Annotated in this window: 16 protein-coding genes and 1 pseudogene; 3 read left to right on the top strand and 14 right to left on the bottom strand. The window is 71.0% G+C overall.

The annotated features are described in order from the left end of the window. Positions 1–61: 61 nt before the first annotated feature. The 5 genes from BG452_RS32255 to BG452_RS32235 form a co-directional block, all read right to left on the bottom strand. The gene (locus BG452_RS32255; RefSeq protein WP_188307891.1) at positions 62–820 is read right to left on the bottom strand and encodes a thioesterase II family protein; all 759 of its coding nucleotides are present in this window, start codon (positions 818–820) and stop codon (positions 62–64) included. A 27-nt stretch (positions 821–847) separates the two neighbouring features. Beyond that, positions 848–1,042, bottom strand: a complete 195-nt coding sequence (locus BG452_RS32250; protein WP_188307890.1) for a ferredoxin — start codon at positions 1,040–1,042, stop codon at positions 848–850. A 70-nt stretch (positions 1,043–1,112) separates the two neighbouring features. Further along, positions 1,113–2,291, bottom strand: a complete 1,179-nt coding sequence (locus tag BG452_RS32245; RefSeq protein ID WP_188307889.1) for a cytochrome P450 — start codon at positions 2,289–2,291, stop codon at positions 1,113–1,115. Positions 2,292–2,322: 31 nt separating this feature from the next. Further along, positions 2,323–3,381 (bottom strand): DegT/DnrJ/EryC1/StrS family aminotransferase, encoded by a 1,059-nt coding sequence (locus tag BG452_RS32240; RefSeq protein WP_188307888.1) that lies wholly within the window; start codon positions 3,379–3,381, stop codon positions 2,323–2,325. A gap of 79 nt (positions 3,382–3,460) precedes the next feature. Next, positions 3,461–4,846, bottom strand: a complete 1,386-nt coding sequence (locus BG452_RS32235) for a glycosyltransferase (RefSeq protein ID WP_188307887.1) — start codon at positions 4,844–4,846, stop codon at positions 3,461–3,463. 706 nt (positions 4,847–5,552) lie between these two features. On the opposite strand from BG452_RS32235, the gene BG452_RS32230 reads away from it, so the two are divergent. Beyond that, positions 5,553–6,131, top strand: a complete 579-nt coding sequence (locus BG452_RS32230) for a LuxR C-terminal-related transcriptional regulator (protein ID WP_188307904.1) — start codon at positions 5,553–5,555, stop codon at positions 6,129–6,131. An 886-nt stretch (positions 6,132–7,017) separates the two neighbouring features. Here BG452_RS32230 and eis read toward each other — a convergent pair. The 9 genes and pseudogenes from eis to BG452_RS32190 form a co-directional block, all read right to left on the bottom strand. Then, on the bottom strand, positions 7,018–8,193 hold the full coding sequence (gene eis, locus BG452_RS32225; RefSeq protein WP_317621331.1) for an enhanced intracellular survival protein Eis: 1,176 nt from the start codon (positions 8,191–8,193) through the stop codon (positions 7,018–7,020). Between the two features lie 11 nt (positions 8,194–8,204). Then, positions 8,205–8,735 carry a MaoC family dehydratase gene (locus BG452_RS32220; RefSeq protein WP_188307886.1) on the bottom strand — a complete coding sequence of 177 codons (531 nt, stop codon included), beginning with the start codon at positions 8,733–8,735 and terminating at the stop codon, positions 8,205–8,207. Next, positions 8,732–9,604: an HpcH/HpaI aldolase/citrate lyase family protein gene (locus tag BG452_RS32215; RefSeq protein WP_223243031.1), complete on the bottom strand. Its 873-nt coding sequence runs from the start codon at positions 9,602–9,604 to the stop codon at positions 8,732–8,734. Before BG452_RS32215 ends, BG452_RS32220 begins: the two co-directional genes overlap by 4 nt. Continuing rightward, positions 9,601–9,861 (bottom strand): acyl carrier protein, encoded by a 261-nt coding sequence (locus BG452_RS46175; RefSeq protein WP_223243040.1) that lies wholly within the window; start codon positions 9,859–9,861, stop codon positions 9,601–9,603. The genes BG452_RS32215 and BG452_RS46175 overlap by 4 nt, the downstream gene beginning before the upstream one ends. 12 nt (positions 9,862–9,873) lie before the next feature. Then, positions 9,874–10,860: pseudogene (gene dmpG / locus BG452_RS32210) on the bottom strand (4-hydroxy-2-oxovalerate aldolase); the annotation flags it as partial. An 8-nt stretch (positions 10,861–10,868) separates the two neighbouring features. Then, a complete protein-coding gene (locus BG452_RS32205; RefSeq protein WP_188307885.1) occupies positions 10,869–11,756 on the bottom strand; it encodes an acetylating acetaldehyde dehydrogenase in 888 nt (295 codons plus the stop codon). A gap of 52 nt (positions 11,757–11,808) precedes the next feature. Further along, on the bottom strand, positions 11,809–12,606 hold the full coding sequence (locus BG452_RS32200; protein ID WP_188307884.1) for a 2-keto-4-pentenoate hydratase: 798 nt from the start codon (positions 12,604–12,606) through the stop codon (positions 11,809–11,811). Next, entirely contained in the window at positions 12,599–13,369 is a 771-nt protein-coding gene (locus BG452_RS32195; protein WP_188307883.1) for an NUDIX domain-containing protein, read from the bottom strand. Before BG452_RS32195 ends, BG452_RS32200 begins: the two co-directional genes overlap by 8 nt. Before the next feature lie 112 nt (positions 13,370–13,481). After that, complete coding sequence (locus tag BG452_RS32190; RefSeq protein ID WP_188307882.1) at positions 13,482–14,309, bottom strand: TauD/TfdA family dioxygenase; 828 nt, start codon at positions 14,307–14,309, stop codon at positions 13,482–13,484. A gap of 194 nt (positions 14,310–14,503) precedes the next feature. Between BG452_RS32190 and BG452_RS32185 the strand changes: the two genes are divergently transcribed. After that, a complete protein-coding gene (locus BG452_RS32185; RefSeq protein WP_317621330.1) occupies positions 14,504–14,932 on the top strand; it encodes an NUDIX hydrolase in 429 nt (142 codons plus the stop codon). A 3-nt stretch (positions 14,933–14,935) separates the two neighbouring features. Continuing rightward, positions 14,936–16,081: a helix-turn-helix domain-containing protein gene (locus BG452_RS32180; RefSeq protein ID WP_317621329.1), complete on the top strand. Its 1,146-nt coding sequence runs from the start codon at positions 14,936–14,938 to the stop codon at positions 16,079–16,081. Positions 16,082–16,199: the final 118 nt, after the last annotated feature.

Below are 16,199 nucleotides of genomic sequence, written 5' to 3'. Positions count from 1 at the left end.
TCCTGCCGGCGCCGCCGGGCGGGGCCGGCGGCGGCTCAAGGGCGGTTCGGCCGCCGGTTGTTCAGCGGAGCGCGGCGAGTTCGGAGGTGATCTCCCGCAGGACCGCCGCCTGCTGCTCGGCCAGGAAGAAGTGCCCCCCGGGGAGGACCTGGAGCCGGAAGGCACCGCTGGTGTGGTCCTGCCAGGCGCGGGCCTCGGCGACGGTGGTCCGGGGGTCGGCGTCCCCGGTGAGCGCGGTGATCGGGCAGCCGAGGACGCGCTCCGGTCCGCAGGTGTAGCGTTCGACGGCGCGGTAGTCGGCCCGGATCGCGGGCATCGCCATGCGCAGGATCTCCTCGTCACCGAGCAGGTGGGCGCTGGTGCCGTTGAGCAGCTTGAGTTCGGCGATGACGCCCTCGTCGTCCCGCTGGTGCACGGTCTCGGTCCGGGTGGTGGACGGCGCCCGGCGGCCGGAGGCGATGACGGCCCCGGGTGCGTGGGTGCCCTTCCGTTCGAGCCGCCAGGCGGTCTCGAAGGCGAGGACGGCACCCATGCTGTGGCCGAAGAAGACGGTGGGGCGCTCGTCCAGGGTGAGCAGTTCGTCGGTGATCCGGTCGGCGAGGGTGTCGATGTCCTCGACGCACGGCTCCAGTCGGCGGTCCTGCCGCCCGGGGTACTGCAGGGCGATCACCTCGGCGCGAGCACCGAGGGCCGCGGAGACGGGGTGGTAGAAGCTGGCGGAGCCGCCGGCGTGCGGGAAGCACACCAGACGTACGGGGCGGTCGGCGCCCGGGTGGAAGCGGCGCAGCCACAGCGTGCTCGATGTGCCGGGACTGGTCATGGGGCGGGTCCTCTTTCGGTGCGGGATTCAGTCCCGGTGGACGGTGATGGCGCCGGACGGGCAGAGCGTGGCGGCCAGCCCGACCGCCTCCGGGTGTTCGTCGGTTGCGGCGGGGTCGAGCAGTTCGACCACGCCGTCCTGGTCCTGGTCGAAGACGGCGCCGGCGTTGAGCACGCACTGGCCCGCGCCGACGCAGCGTGCGGTGTCGACGGTGACGCGCATGGACATCTCTCCTGGGGCGGTGTCGGGGCGGGGCGGGCCGGGGCGGGCCGGTGTCGTGGGCGTCCGGCTGCTACCAGCGGACCGGCAGCGCGTGCAGGCCGCACAGCACGCCGTCGTACTTGAACGGCAGTTCCTCGGTCGGCACCGCCAGTCGCAGGCCCGGGATGCGCTCGAAGAGCCTGCGGTAGGCGATCTCCATCTCGATCCGGACGAGGTTCTGGCCCAGGCACTGGTGGACGCCGTAGCCGAACGCCACGTGGTGGCGCTCGGTGCGGGCCGGGTCGAAGGCGTGCGGGCAGGCGAAGGCCTGCTCGTCGTGGTTGGCCGCCGCCACCAGCGGGATGATGCCCTCGCCGGCCCGGATCAGCCGGCCGGCGATCTCGACGTCCTCGGTCGCGACCCGCAGGGACACCAGGTCGGCCACCGAGTGGAAGCGCAGCGTCTCCTCCACGACCCGGTCGTCCCCGATCCACCGGGGGTTGTCCAGCAGGGTGAGCACGCCGAGCGCGATGTTGTTGGCGGTGGTCTCGTGCCCGGCGATGAGCAGCAGCATCAGCACCCCGGACATCTCCTGGGGCTCGATCGCGCCGGTCGCCAGCAGCCGGCTGATCAGGTCGTCACCGGGCCACTTCTGCTTGATGGCGACCAACCGGTTGATGTAGCGCAGCAGTTCGCGCGAGGCGGTGTCGCGCTGCGCCTCGGTGGAGGCGCGGATCGCCACCAGGGTGCGGGTGCGGGACTCGAAGAAGTCCCGGTCGACCGGGGGCACGCCGAGCAGCGCCGAGATGACCAGCGAGGGGACGGGCAGGGCGAAGTCGGCGACCAGGTCGGCCTCCGTCCCGGCGGCCAGCATGGCGTCGATGCACCGGTCCACGGTCTGCTCGACGGCGGGCCGCAGCTCCCGGACGCGGCGGACGCTGAACTCGGGGATGAGCGCCTTGCGGAAACGGTCGTGCTCGGGCGAGTCCAGACCGACGAACCATCCGGGGATCTGCTCCTGGCGGGGCACGCCCATGGTCTGGCTGATGTTGGGGAAGCCCGGGTGGTCGGGGTTGGAGCTGATCCTGCGGTCGGTCAGGACGGCCCGGACGTCCTCGTGCCGGGTGACCAGCCACACCCGGTTCCCGTTGGGCAGGTGGCACACCACCAGGTCGCGCTGTTCGCGGTAGTCCTGGTAGCGGGGCGGCGGAAAGGCCTCGCCGGGCCTGCGCAGCGGGAACTCGACCACCCGCGGTTCGGCGCTCGTCATGTCGTCGGGTCTCCCTCGGGCGTGGTGCGCTTCAGGACGCGCCGTAGAACGCGCGGACCCGTTCGATCACGCGGTCCTGGTCGGTAGTGGTCAGGGCGGTGTAGGTGGGCAGGTAGAGGCCGTCGGCGGCGAAGCGGGTCGCCTTGAGGTCGGGCCAGGCCGGGTCGAGGTAGCCGGGCTGGCGGCTCATCGGCTGGAAGAACAGCCGGGTCTCGATACCCTCGCCGGTCAGGAACTCCCTTAGTTCGCCGCGGCGTTCGGCCCGCAGGTCGTACATCCACAGCACGTCCCGGGGTGGCATCACGGTGATCCCGGGGACGTCCTTGAGGCCCTGGTCGTAGCGTCGCTCGATCTCCTTGCGGGCCGCGAGGAACTCGTCCAGGCGTTCGGTCTGGGCGAGGGCGACGGCGGCCTGCATGGCCGTCATGCGGAAGTTGTAGGCGAGCTTCTTGTGCAGGAAGCTGTGGTCGGCGGTGAAGGCCATCGCCCGCAGGTGGGCGAGTTGGCCGGCCAGCCGGGGGTCGTCGGTGAGGCAGATGCCGCCCTCACCGGCCGTGATGATCTTGTTGGCGAACAGCGAGAAACAGGCGATGTCGCCGACCGGGCGGATGCCGTGGGCCTCGGAGGAGTCCTCCACGACCCGCAGGTTGTACTGGTGGGCGATCTCCATGACCGCCGCCATGTCACACCGCCGGCCGTAGACGTGCACCGGCATGATCGCCTTGGTGCGCGGGGTGATGCGCTCCTCGATCCGCGTCACGTCGATGTTCAGGTCGTCCGCGCAGTCGACGAACACCGGGGTGGCGCCGGTGTAGGTCACCGCCCAGGCACAGGCGATCATGGTGAACTCCGGCACGATGACCTCGTCGCCCGGCCCCACGCCGAGTGCGCGCAGGGCCAGCGTGAGGGCCGCGGTGCCCGAGGAGCAGGCGACGCCGTGGGCGGAGCCGTTGTAGTCGGCGAAGGCCTCCTCGAAGCGCCGGACGTACGGCCCCTGGGACGAGATCCAGCCGTCGCCGATCGTGCGGGTGACGTAGTCCAGCTCGCGCCCGTCCAGGCTCGGCCGGGACACGGGGATGGTGAAGGGCATGGGGTCCTCACTCTGTGACGGGCCGCCACGTGGCGGGTAGCCGCGTCGCGGGTCGGCCCGGGGACGGTGGGGTGGGTGATCAGGCCAGGGCCGGCAGGCCGAGCAGGAGGTCGGCCGCGGCGGTCCGGCCGCCGGCCGCGCGCTGCGCGGTGCCGATGCGTTCGGCGCGCTCACGGAAGGAGCGGTCCCCGAGGACGCGGCTGAGCTTGTCCACGACGTCGTCCGGGTCGAGGTCCTGGGGCCGGTCCAGGGTCAGGCTGATCCCGAAGTCCCGTCCGCGCACGGCCTGGTCGTAGCAGTCGACCCACAACGGCCGGATCACCAGCGGCTTCCCGAAGTACACGCCCTCGTGGAAGCCGTTGCCGCCGCCGTGGGTGAAGAACACCTCGACCCTGGGGTGGGCCAGCACGTCCAGCTGGGACGGCAGCCAGCTCTCGACCCGCAGGTTGCCCGGCAGTTCGTCGCGCGGCGGCAGGAGGTGCTGCTGCTCGGCCGGCAGCCGCCACAGCACCTGGTGCCGGCCGTCGAGGCGCCGCGCGACCTCCACCAGGTCGGCCACCTGCGGCCGGGTGAGCCGGGTGATCGTGCCGAAACCCATGTAGACCACGGAGGACTGGGCGTCCAGCCAGTCCATGACACCGGTCCCGTCCTCGGCCCGCGAAGCCTCCGGCAACGGTGGCACCATGGCCCCGACGAGCTCCACCTTCCCCGGGATCTCGAACGGATAGTCCAGCTCCCGCACGGAATTGCACAGCACCATTTCCGCACGATCGATCCGGGTCATCGGGCTGGGCTTCGGAAGGCCCAGCTCCTTGCGCAGCCGTGCGTCCTCGGAGAGCACCTTCCCCATCGCCGGGTGGAAGAACAGCGCGAGCGTGCGGAGCTTGAAGAGCCGGTTGCGCAGCCGTTGGCCGAAACCCATCGGGTAGGGCAGGCCGGAATGGGGAACGGGGAAATCCTTCGGAGTGTAGGAAGGCCCGAAAGGGCTGTGCGAGGTGAGCACATTGCTCGGCAGGAACGGGACGCTCAGGACGAACGGAATGCCCCGGGTCAGGGCCAGGTCGACCGCGAAGGCGCTGACGCAGTCGATGACCATCAGGGCCGGGTCGCACTTGTCCACCACGGTCGCGAGCCGGCGGTACTTCTCGGCCTGCAGGTCGGGTCGGTAGGACTGCCGGATCACCGCCCGGTGCGCCTTGAACCGGGACGGCTGGGTCACCTGGCGGTACACCTCGTCGCCCCAGCTGACCGCGGACAGCTCGGAGAAGACCTCCCCGAGGGAGGCGAACTCCACCGCCGACTGGTCGGCCAGGGCGCGCACGTCGGCGCGCCGGGGCTCGTCCGTGGCGAACCAGAGGTCGGGCACGCCCCGCCGGGCCAGCTCGCCGGCCAGCACCAGCAGGGGGTTGAGCAGACCGCTCTCCGGAAGGCTGACAAACAGGATCGGCCGTTGCGCGGCGCTCATCGGACTCCCTCGGGGCGGTTCGGCGGTCGGGACTGCACGCCACATTGGTCTCACGCCCGGCGCCGGGAATTCCTTAGTCCTCGGTCCGGCCGGTCCCGGCCGGACCCGGCCTCTCGGTCGATCGTCCCTTGTGTCCCGATTCGCCGGGAAGTCCCGGCCCGCGAAGGGGAGTCCATGATTCCTCCACGTGTTCCCCCCGACTGCTCCGCGGATACGGTAGTCGCACACCGGTTCCAGGGATCGGAGCGATCCCGGCCGGGGTGGTTCGGGTGCTTGAGGGCTTCTTGACGGGTCCCATATATTCCTAGTCGAGGGGCTTGACTACGATGGCTCACCGTCAGTCACAATTGCGGTACGTCCCAGGCAAAGGCGCCGGAATATCGGAATTGTCATCGAGCCTCTCCTCAGCATGCCCATGGAATCGGTACGCCCATGGAATTGGCCGGAAACGGGCGCCGGCCGCCGTTGACCGGTGTTCACCGGTGCCCGGGGTTCCGTGCGGGATTCACCGCGGCTCAGGCCGTCGGAGGAAGCGCCGGGATGTCCCGAGGAGATCAAACCGCACTCGTGCCTTGAAGGGATCCGACTTTCCGTGGCGACTTATGCAATCCAGGCCGATGCCGCACGGACCATCGAGCCCGACCGCGCCGTTGGCAGTGGCGCGGGATCACAGCACCACCCGCTGGCCGGGCAGCCCGGCCTGACCATGGCGCAGCTCGACCGGACCCTCACCATCCGGCAGGCCAACGAGGCCTTCTTCTGGCAGTTCGGGCGCTCCTCCACCGACCTCTGTGGCCGGACCTTCAGCGATCTCGTGCACCCGAGTGTCCAGCAGCCGCTGCTGCGTCAGTTCTCCGGCCTGATCGAGGGACGGCGAGACCGCTTCGCCACCGACGTCATAGCGGTCGGTCCGGACGAGGAGGCGTTCACCGTTCCGCTCACCGCCGTCATGGTGCGCGGTGGGCTCCCCGACGAGTCGTCGATCCTGGTGATGATGCCCGACGGACGTCCGGCGGCGGGCGGGTCCGAGGTCGTGGCCGGCCAGAAGAAGCTGCTGAGCGAGATCGACGCCAGGATCCTCGAAGGCATCGCCGCCGGCGTCTCGACCGTACCGCTCGCCGCGAAGCTCTACCTGAGCCGCCAGGGCGTCGAGTACCACGTGACCTGCCTGCTGCGGAAGTTGCGGGTGCCGAATCGCGCCGCCCTGGTCTCCCGGGCCTACTCCATGGGGGTCCTCAAGGTCGGGGTCTGGCCGCCGAAGGTCGTCGAGAGCTTCGTCAAGTAGCCATCCCCGCGCCTGCGTCCGGCGGGGGCGGACGGCCCCCGCCCACCCCCGCCGGACGGCCCCCGCCCATCCGGGAGCGGCGGCCCGCGATCAGACGTCCCTCACCGGCGCCTACCGCGCCCGGAACGCCGCGGAAGGAGCGGCGGTCGTCCACGCGAGTTCTGTGCGGACTCCGACGCCCCAGGAGGCCGCCACGATCGCCGACCGGCGCCGGCTGCTGGTGAGCTCGGGGGGACGATCCACCGGATGCCCGGCCGGCTGGTCCTCGGACCAGCCGGCCGGGGCGGCTCGATCGCTTCCCACGACGGCGCTCCTTGCCGCACTGCCACTGACCGGCCTCGCCACCGAAGCGGGCGCGGCCCGCGCCGACGCGCCGAGCCACCCGCCGCTCTCCCGGGGCCGGTCACTGTTCGGAAGCCGGAACGGCGCTCCTGCTCCCCGGTATGACGGGTGGCCCGCGGTCGGGGGCGAAGCCGGCCGTGGTCAGGCGGGCGTGTCGGCGGTGAGTCGCCAGAGTCCGGCCACCTCGTAGTAGACGCCGTTGTCGTAGACGTACTTTCCGGTGCGGATCGGTGCTTGGCCAGGAAGAAGCGGGTGGGTTCGAACGTCGGATCCATGAGCATGGTCGAGCGAACAATGTAACAACGACCACTAACTCGCTGTTGTCATCCATCACTGTTGCAGGTCGTCGCGGGTACTCGCCTATCGGCCCTAGCCCGGGAACTTCGTGCCGTGCTGGGGCAGAGTTCGCCGATGCCTTCCTCGGTGGCCCGTGGCGGCTTGGATCTCGCGCCAGAGGCCCACCGCCTATGCTCGGACATCCGGTTGGGAGTGTGACTGCTGTCGACCGGGGCTCTCGTTCCTGACTGTGCGGTGGAGCTCGAACCTAGAAGTGGTCGGGTAGCCAGGGTTCCTCGTTGGCGGTGACCCGGATGAACGCGGCGAGGGACGCGTCGGAGCGGGCCCGGATACCCGAGAGTCGGGCGGCCTCGGGGCTCCGGAGGCCTCCGGCGTACCACGCGGCGAACTGGCCGTTGGTGAGCGTCACCTGGCCTTCGTCCCGGGCGGGGGTGAGGTCGGCGGCGCCGGCGCAGATTCGGAGGAGGTAGCGGCGGTGCGTCGTGCGGGGGGCTGCTTCGCCGATCTCGATCAGCAGTTCCAGGTCGAGGTCGTGGGGCCACCCGCGCAGGCGGACCGCGCCTCGGGGGTCGAGGATGCGCAGCATCCACGGATGCCAGGCTCGGGTGGTGACCTGGTAGCGGTGGAGATTGTGCAGCAGCAGGGGCGTGGGCGGCAGGGCGCCGCGGCGGAAGTGGACGGTGTCCGCGCGGCTGTTGTAGCGGCCGAGGAAGGCGAGCATCGCGGCGGCGCATTCGTGGTCGTGTGCCCAGAAATCGTGGACGGTGAGGTCGGTACCGTGTCGCTCTCGTCGGCTGGTGGTGATCGAGAGCCATCCGGAGATCGGAGCGCCGGGCCGATGGAAGCTGTAGGTGGTCAGGCTGTTCTTGGCGGTCTTCCAGTCCTCCCACCAGGCGGGACGCTGGACGGGGCCGTTCCAGTGCCGGGCGAGGTCCTGTTGCAGGTCGAGGGCCTCCGGCCCGCTGCCCGTCTCGATGCGGAAGTCTCCGGCGTCGAAGGAGCGTTTGAGGTCGTCGGTGTGGACGGCGTGGGCGTAAACCGCGACGGGAGCCTGCCAACCGAGGTGTCGGGCATAGCCGTTGGAGAGGGTGGAGATGCTGGAGATGACGGCGCCGCGCTCGCGCAGCGGACGCAGGCGTTCGTGGACCATGCGGGCGGCCAGGTGGTTACCGCGTTCTTCGGGGGCGACGCTTCCAGCGGCGAGAAGTGCGCTGGGGACGGGGGCGCCGCCGAAGTACTGCGGCAGGAGCAGTCCGAGGCCGCCGGCGATGACCTTGCCGGAGCGTACGGCGACGCGGATGTCGGCGTGGCCGTGCAGGTGGGTGATGTCGCCGACGGTGTGGCCGAAGCTGCGTTCGGCCATCTTCTCGTACTCGTGGGCCAGGGTGTCGCCAGCCTGGACGAAGGTGAGTTCGCTGCTCACGGTGCTCCCGTCTAGTAGTTGGTGAGGGTGCGGATGGTGCCGGGGTCGAGGGGGAGGAGGAAGGTCCGGGTGAAGGCGACGACCTGCGCGCCGTCCTGGTTGAGGCCGGTGGTGCGGCAGGTGATCACGCCGGTGTCCGGGTGGCTGCGGGAGGTGCGGCGGCTGGTGATCTCGGTTTCGGCGTAGAGGGTGTCGCCGACGAAGACCGGGTGGGTGAACTGCACGTCGGCCATGCCGAGGTTGGCGGTGGTGAGGCCGCTGACGGAGCGGGCGGTCATGCCGCCGATGACGGCGAGGGTGACGGCGCTGCAGACGAGGATGCGGCCCCAGGGGGTGTGGGCGGCGTAGACGGCGTCGAGGTGGAGCGGGGCGTCGTTGCCGCTGAGCGTGGTGATGAGGGTGTTGTCGGTCTCGGTGATGGTGCGGCCGGGCCGGTGTTCGATGGTCAGGCCCTCGGTGAGGTCGCGGTAGCCGAGGCCGACGACTTCGCGCACGCGTCCCGCGCCGACGTAGCGGTAGCCCTGCGGCGGTTCGGCGCTCACTTCGGCTGCTCCGGTCGTTCGCCGATGCTGGCGAGGAGGCGGCGCGCCCGGGCGAAGAAGGGGGTGCCGCGCATGCGGCCGTCGACGGAGGTGATGTGGTCGCCGCTCTGCTCGGCGGCGGCGACGACCGCACGGGCCTCGGCGATCTCCTCGTCGGTGGGGCGGAAGACCTCGGTGATATGCGGCAGGTGGCGGGGGTGGATGGCGCCCTTGCCGTGGAAGCCGATCTCCTTGGCCCGGCGCGCCTCGGCGATGAGGCCGTCGAGGTCGTGGAGGTCGAAGAACGGGGTGTCGATGGCCATGAGGCCGGCGGCGGCGCAGCAGTTGGCGATGGTGTGCCGGGCGTGGCGCATCGCTTCCCAGCCGGTCCCGGTTCCGAGTTCGAGGGAGTAGTCGGCGGAGCCGAAGACGACGCCGGACAGGCGGGGCGCGGTCAGGATCTCGGGCAGGTGGTCGATGGCGCGGGGCGTCTCGATGAGGGCGAACAGGTCCGGGGTGTAGGCCGGGGTGTCGAGGACGGCGGACAGGAGGTGGATGTCGCGGGCGGACTCGGTCTTGGGTAGGAGGATGAGGTCGGGCTTGCGGGGGTAGGCGGCGAGGGCGGCGAGGTCCTTGATGCCGTCCCGGGTGGCCAGCGCGTTGATGCGGATGCCGAGGATGCAGAGCCCGCCGTCCTGGGCGAAGAACGCCCGCGCGCCGCGGCGGGCGGTGTCCTTGGCGTCGGCGGCGACGGAATCCTCGAGGTCCACCAGTGCGACGTTGGCACCGCTGGTGAGCGCGGAGGCGTAGCGGTCGGGTCGGGTGCCAGGTGTCATGGTCCAGGCCGGTCCGATATGCGGGTGCGCGGTGGTGGCCATGGCTTCGGTCATCCCTTCTGGCTGTTCGACGTGAAGTACCGGTTCAGGTTGTCGAGGGTGCGCAGGCCGGTGACCAGGTCCTCGGTGATCGGGGTGCCGAACTCCTCGGTCAGCAGCACGGACAGCTCCACCACGGCCAGGGAGTCCAGGCCGATTTCCTCCAGCGTCGAGGCCGGGTCCAGGGTGTCGGGCTCGATGCGCAGTTCGCCCACCAGAAGGTCGTGGAGGCGGGGGTGGATCTCCGGGGCGGGCTGGTCGTGTACGGGCATGGTGATCTCCTTGAGGTGGGAGGCGGCGTCGGGGATCAGGTCTTCCTGGCCGGCGACGGCCTGGCGGCGGCCGAGTTCGGCGAACAGGTCGCCGGGGTGGAGTCCTTCACGGGCGGCGATGTCGAGGACGCGGTTCTTGAAGCCGGAGAACACCCCGGACAGGCCGCTCATCACGGCAACGGAGTCGGTGTGGGGCGGGGCCTTCATCAGCTGCTGCTCGGCAAGGTCGGCGGCGGCGAACAGGGCGGGCCGGTCGATGCCGGTGGAGTAGCCGAGGCGTTCCAGGACCGGGACCAGGGCCTCGATCTGCGTGTTGCCCGCCCCGGCTCCGAAGCCGCGGGCGCAGGCGTCGATGATCCTGGCGCCGGCTTCGACGGCGGCGACCGAATTAGCGGTGGCCATGGTCAGGTTGTTGTGGCCGTGGAAGATGACCGGCACGTCGACGGCTTCGGCGATCGCCGTGATGCGCTCGGCCACGTCCTGAGGGAGGTAGTGGCCGGCGGAGTCGTAGATCCCGACCGCCTGGGCGCCGTAGCCGGCCATGAGGGCGCACTGTTCGGCGAGTTGGCCTGGGCTGGCCATGTGGCTCATCAGTAGGACGCCGTGTGCATCGACGCCCCACTCGGCGAGGAGTCCGAGGTGGCGTTCGGTGACGTCGGCCTCAGTGCAGTGCGCGGCGAGGCGCACCACTTGCACGCCGTGGCTGACGGCCAGTCGCAGGTCGTCGCCGGTACCCCAGCCCGGGCCCATGAAGACGCCCATGCGGGCGTTGGTGAGCACGTCGCGGACGGCGTCGAGCATTTCGGTGTCGGTCAGCTTGGCCCGGCCGATCTGCAGGGAGGAGGCGCCGAGCCCGTTGCCGTGGCCGACTTCGATGACGGGCACGCCGGCGCGGTCGGCGGCGGCCGCGTAGGCGGACAACTGCTCGCGGGTGAGCTGGTGGCCGACGGCGTGGTGGCCGTCGCGCAGGGTCGGGTCGTGGAGCAGGACCCGGGGCAGGTTGGTGGTCATGAGCGGGCTCCTCTGGTCGGGTGGGTGCCCGCGCGCACCTCGGCCACCTGGATCGCCGCGGCGTTGATGATCTCCAGGTTTCCGGCGTGGGCGGGGATGCGGCGTCCGGTCGCGGTGACCTCCACGGTGGCGGTGACGCGTTCGGCCGCGATTTCCAGCGCGGTCACCGCGTAGCCGGGGACGAACTGCTGGACTCGGTGCGCGGCGTCGGCCACGAGGGAGCGGATCGTCTCGGGGTCGGGGGCGTCGACGAGGCAGGTCAGGGTGACGCGGAAGGACGGTGGTGTGGTGGCCGGGCTGATGTTGACGAGCACCTTCGCCGTGGGGGCGCCGGTGAAGTGGCGGGCGGCCTGCTGGGTGGTGTGGATGTACTCGTCCAGGTTCAGCCGGGTCGCCCGGCCGGCGCTGCGGCTGGCGCCGGTGGAGACCACCTCTACGTAGCGGGGTGTTTGGTGCTGGGCGAGGGCGTGCAGGATCGGGATCGCGGCCTGTCCGCCGCAACTGACCAGGCCGACGTGGCGCTCGGTCAGCGCGTCAGCCCCGTTGACGGTGGGGATGGTCGCTGTGCCGAGGCCGCTGGGGGTCAGGTCGACGAGCAGGGCGTTCGTGGGCTCCAGGTGGCACCAGTGCTCGGCATGGGAGTCGGCGTTGGAGGCGTCGAAGACCACGGCGATGCCGTCGATGGACTCCATCAGCGCGGTGATGCCGCCGTCCGTGGTCGGGTAGCCCATCTCGGCTGCCCGCCTCAGGCCGAGGGTCTGGCTGTTGCGGCCCGCGACGAGGCGGCAGTCCAGCAGCGGCGAACGCCGGATCTTGTCCAGCAGGTCCAGGCCGATCAAGCCGGCGCCAAGCACGGCGACGCCGGTCGTGCGGTGTGAGGGCATAGGGGTGCTCCAGAAGAAGGGCGATGTGAAGTGCCCGAATGAGCGCGGCCGGTCAGATCGCGCGTAGCAGGACAGCGGGCAGCCGGGGCGAGGACGCCTCGACCCTCGTGCCGGCGAGCAGCGGGATGCTGGCGTGCACCGAGCCGGGGAGGACGATGTCACCGGCGTGCAGGCCGGTGCCGAGGCCGTGGAGACGGCGGGCCAGCCACAGGAGCGCGTTCACGGGGTCGCCGAGGACGTCTCTGCCGTAGCCACTGCAGGTCAGCTGATTGTCGACGTGGACGGCTACGAAGATGCGGCCCAGGTCCATGTCGGGGTGGAACGCGACGGGTTCGCCGACGGCGAAGCGGGCGGAGGATGCGTTGTCGGCGACGCTGTCCTCCAAAGTGATCCCCCAGTTCCCGTACCGGGTGTCGATCACTTCCAGCGCGAGGAACACCTCGGCCACGGCGGCACGGGCTCTCCGGCCATCGACGTCAGGCCCCGCGAGGTCCTCACCGAGCCGCAGCCCGATCTCGGCCTCGACACGGGGGGCGAGCAGGCCCGCCGTGCGCACCGCGCCGCCGCACGGCAGCACCATGTTCTCCAGCAGGACACCGGAGTCCGGCTCGCTCACCCCCATCTGCTCCTGCATCGCCGTCGATGTCAGGCCGATCTTGTGGCCGACGAGGCGCCCCCCGCCGGCCAGGCGGCGATCGATCGCCGCCGCCTGAACGCGGTACGCCTGCTCCAGCGTCAGCTCCGGGTGGAGCTGGGACAGCGGGGTCGTGGCCAGGCCCGACTGCTCCGCCGTCCGCAGACCCTGGGCAGCGTTCAGGAGCCAGCGCGGGTTTCTGCCAGTGTCACTCATCGGTCCTCCCCGCGTCATCAGGCCCTCCCACGCGGCGGTGGAGCAGGGCTTCGAGGTAGTCCGCGTGCGGGCCCTCCAGTTCGGCAGCCGACCCATCCACGACGGTGATCCGGTCCAGTTCCGGGGTGTGGCCGTTGACGGTCTCCGCCTGGACCAATGCCTGGAACTGCTCGCGCACGACCCTCTCCGGCAGGGGCGGTGCCTCGTAGTGCACGCCGATGTTGCCGTTCTCACCGCGCGTGACTGCCCACAGTCTCAGGTCCTCGGGGGCCGCGTGCACGCCGACCTCCTCGGCCAGCTCCCGGCACGCCTGACGGCGCAGCTCGCCGTCGTCCAGCAGCGAGCCGTCGACCGGCGGCTCGACGTTGCCGCCGGGCAGCTGCCACCGTCCGGGAGTCGCGGTCGAGGCGGACATCCGGCCCACGAACACCCCGCCCACGTCAGTCGACTGAGCGACGGTCACGAACATGGACGACACCCGGGGCGCTCCCGACACACGGCGCAGCGCGAAGTACCGGTAGGTGACGGGAGCCCAGGACAGGACGAGGCAGTCGCCGTCATGCTCGGTGGCGGTGCACACCACCGCCGGGCCGTCGAAGAGGTCCGGGTTCGCCTGGACGGCCTCCGCCCACACCTGGTCCATGGATGTATGGTGCTCCGGCGCGAGCTGCGGCACGGCTGCCCGCACCAGGCACAGGACACTGGTGTCGAGGACTTCGAGTCGGTCGGCGGAGCGGGCGAGGGCGGGGACTGAACCGGTCATGTCCGGGGGTTCCTTTCCGAGGGTTTCGCGCATCTTGGCCTGCCTCTTGTTCAACGGGTTGAGGTGTGGGGAGTGGCGGTGGAGACGGCCCGGGAGGTGTGGCCGTGATCGTTCAACACGGCTTCACGGCTGCTGGACCAGTCCGGCCGGCAGGAGCCGGACACGCCGAATCCTTGGCGCCCTCGGCCGCGCTCCACGGCGCAGCGAACCCGGGTTCGAGGCCGAGCGCACTGTGCGCCGGCCCGAGGGCGCGCAGCAGCAGCCGCTCGCCCGTGAACGCCGCACGGCCGTGCAGGAAGCGGTGGTTGTCGAGGAGGATCGCCTGTCCGGCGGTCAGGCGCACCGAGACGGTGTGCCGAGCGATCGCGGTGCGCAGTGCGGGCATCTGAGCCTGCGCCTCCGGCGAGAAGCGGGCCAGTTCGTCCTGGCGCAGGCGGACGCGCCAGCGTCGTGACGGAAGGTCTTCCAGGACAGGGGCGAAGAGTCCGTCGGCGCCGCCGAAGTAGGCTGCGCGCGGCGCGGACAGGGCCTCCAGCGCCGCAGGCCGGAAGCCAGCCAGCTCGCCGAGAACGGCGCGCCCGTCGACGAGGATGCTCTCGCCGCCGGCGCGGCCGGGCTGGAGGCAGACGAGTATGACCAAGCGAGGGGGACTCGGCAATTGGGAGCTCTCGGTGTGGACGGCGAGATCGCTGTGGCCCAGCCCGGCCAGGCCCATGCGGTGGCCTTGGCGTCCGGTGTCGCGGATGGTGGTCAGTCCGTCCGGGCCGCTGTCGCGGTGCGGGTGCAACTCGGCCAGCAGCAGGCGCGCGACTTTCAGGGCGTCGTGGCGGCCGCGCGCGCCGGTCAGGCCGGCTATGCCGCGCTCTCGGAGCGTCGCCCCGATACGCTCACGCAGCTCACCGGGGGGCTCCGTCCAGGAGTCCAGTGCGAAGAAGTCCACTCCGAGGGTGTTCGAAGTCATGGGGATCCCCCTGGAGGCAGATGGGATGGGAGACCACAACTGTCGTCGGCTCTCGCCGCCGCCGTACAGTGACAAACTGTCAACTCGCGATCACAGGGACGGGGCGCGTCGGGGCGGCCCGGGGCTGCTACGTTCGGGCCACCGGCGCCTGACCACACACCATGGAGGACGGCGTGACCCAGATCGAACAGCCCTACGTCCCAGCGAAGTTCCCCATCTCGATCAAGGGGGTCGTCCTCGACGGTGAGCGGCGCGTCCTGCTGCTGAAGAACGAGAGGCAGGAGTGGGAGCTGCCCGGAGGCAAGCTCGAAGGCGACGAGACCCCCGCCGAGCGGGTGGAGACCGAGATCCGCGAGGAGAGCGGCTGGACGGCCAGCGCCGGCACACTGCTCGACACGTGGATGTACGAGCCGCTGCCCGGCCGGAAGGTCTTCATCGTCACTTACGGCTGCACCGCCGTCGGCGCTGACAAGCCCCCCGTCGTCAGCCACGAACACAAGGAGGCCGGGCTCTTCCACCGGCACGAGATCGACGCGCTCGTCATGCCGCAGGGCTACAAGGACTCCATCGCCCGCTGGTACGAACTCCTCGACCGGGACTGACCCGTGGAGCTCGCGCCACGCGACGGCATCCAGTGGCACTGGACCACGCCCCGAGCCCAGGACATCCTGCGTCGGCGCAGCCTGGCGGGGATCCTCAGCTTCTACCGTGAGCTCCACGGCCTGCCTCAGCAGGAACTCGCGGACCTGCTCGGCTACTCCACCAGCTACGTGTCCCGGGTGGAGACCGGCTCGCGCACCATCACCGACATCGGCGCGCTGCGGCACATCGCCGACCGGCTCCGCCTCCCGCCGCACTGCTTCGGCATCACCGACGATGTGGACGGAGACCACCACGCCATGATCCAGTTCGCGGAGAGCGTCCTGAGGCTGGCCGAGATCGCCCGCCAGGCCGGCCAGGCCAGCGCCGCCGTCGACGAACTGTGGCCCCTGGTCGCCCGGTTGGAGGCCCGCGTCGCCGACGGCCGCACCGAGACGGACGTGCTGTGGCTGCTCGCCCGCGCCCGCGTCGGACTCGGCGTCGCCCTGGGCCACGTCCTGCCCGATGAACGCCTGGCCACCGCGGCCCGATGGACTGGCAAAGGCTTGACCGTCGCCCGGCGCCTCGGCGATCCGGTCCTGCACACCTACGCCCTGCGCCACCACGGCAACGAACTGCGCAAGGCCCGTCTCCTGGGAGCCGCCGTCGATCGGCTCACCCGGGCCCGGGACGCCGCCCGCACAGCGGACGAGCGGGCCGAGGCCGTCATCCTCCTGGCCCGCGCCGCCGGCAGCGCCGGAAACCGGGCCGTGTTCGACGACGCGGTCACCGAAAGCCTGCGGCTGCTGGACGTGGCGCGAACGACACCCCTGTTCTCCGACTTCAGCCACCACGAGGTCCACGTCCGGGGTCTCGCCGCCACCGGCCGTGTCCAGGAGGCCGTCCGCGTTCTGGAGCGTGCACCCACGCCCCGGCTCCACACCACTACGCAGTGGCGCATCATCTCCGCGATCACCGCGGGACAGGTCCTTGCGCTGCGGGGTGACCACCAGGCCGCCCGGGAGAACCTGACGGCGGCGGTGCGGGGAGCGGTGGCACACCGGCTGCCGCACCAGGTTCAGCGAGTGGTGCGTGCCAGCCGGGGCCTGCCGGATGTCCGTGAGGAGGCGCAGGCCGCGTTGACGCAGTTGAAGGCGGCCATAGCAGCCTGAGCGGCGACCGCTGCGCGAAGGTGGCACGGTCCACTTGGGCAGGCGACAGGAGTGGTGGGCGCCGTCCTTGAGCAAGGTGGCACAGCGCAGGTCAAGGCCCTGGCGCCAAGGGGCCGTG

Source organism: Streptomyces sp. CBMA123 (assembly GCF_014596465.1).
Classification (GTDB): Bacteria; Actinomycetota; Actinomycetes; order Streptomycetales; family Streptomycetaceae; genus Kitasatospora.
This window is presented reverse-complemented; position numbering and strand designations above follow the sequence as displayed.

Coding starts and splice junctions, on each gene's coding strand:
- BG452_RS32205 (WP_188307885.1), bottom strand. CDS start 11,756: ATGCCCTCACACCGCACGACCGGCGTCGCCGTGCTTGGCGCCGGCTTG.
- BG452_RS32255 (WP_188307891.1), bottom strand. CDS start 820: ATGACCAGTCCCGGCACATCGAGCACGCTGTGGCTGCGCCGCTTCCAC.
- BG452_RS32240 (WP_188307888.1), bottom strand. CDS start 3,381: ATGCCCTTCACCATCCCCGTGTCCCGGCCGAGCCTGGACGGGCGCGAG.
- BG452_RS32215 (WP_223243031.1), bottom strand. CDS start 9,604: ATGACCGAAGCCATGGCCACCACCGCGCACCCGCATATCGGACCGGCC.
- BG452_RS32230 (WP_188307904.1), top strand. CDS start 5,553: ATGGCGCAGCTCGACCGGACCCTCACCATCCGGCAGGCCAACGAGGCC.
- BG452_RS32200 (WP_188307884.1), bottom strand. CDS start 12,606: ATGAGTGACACTGGCAGAAACCCGCGCTGGCTCCTGAACGCTGCCCAG.
- BG452_RS46175 (WP_223243040.1), bottom strand. CDS start 9,861: ATGCCCGTACACGACCAGCCCGCCCCGGAGATCCACCCCCGCCTCCAC.
- BG452_RS32235 (WP_188307887.1), bottom strand. CDS start 4,846: ATGAGCGCCGCGCAACGGCCGATCCTGTTTGTCAGCCTTCCGGAGAGC.
- BG452_RS32195 (WP_188307883.1), bottom strand. CDS start 13,369: ATGACCGGTTCAGTCCCCGCCCTCGCCCGCTCCGCCGACCGACTCGAA.
- BG452_RS32250 (WP_188307890.1), bottom strand. CDS start 1,042: ATGCGCGTCACCGTCGACACCGCACGCTGCGTCGGCGCGGGCCAGTGC.
- BG452_RS32245 (WP_188307889.1), bottom strand. CDS start 2,291: ATGACGAGCGCCGAACCGCGGGTGGTCGAGTTCCCGCTGCGCAGGCCC.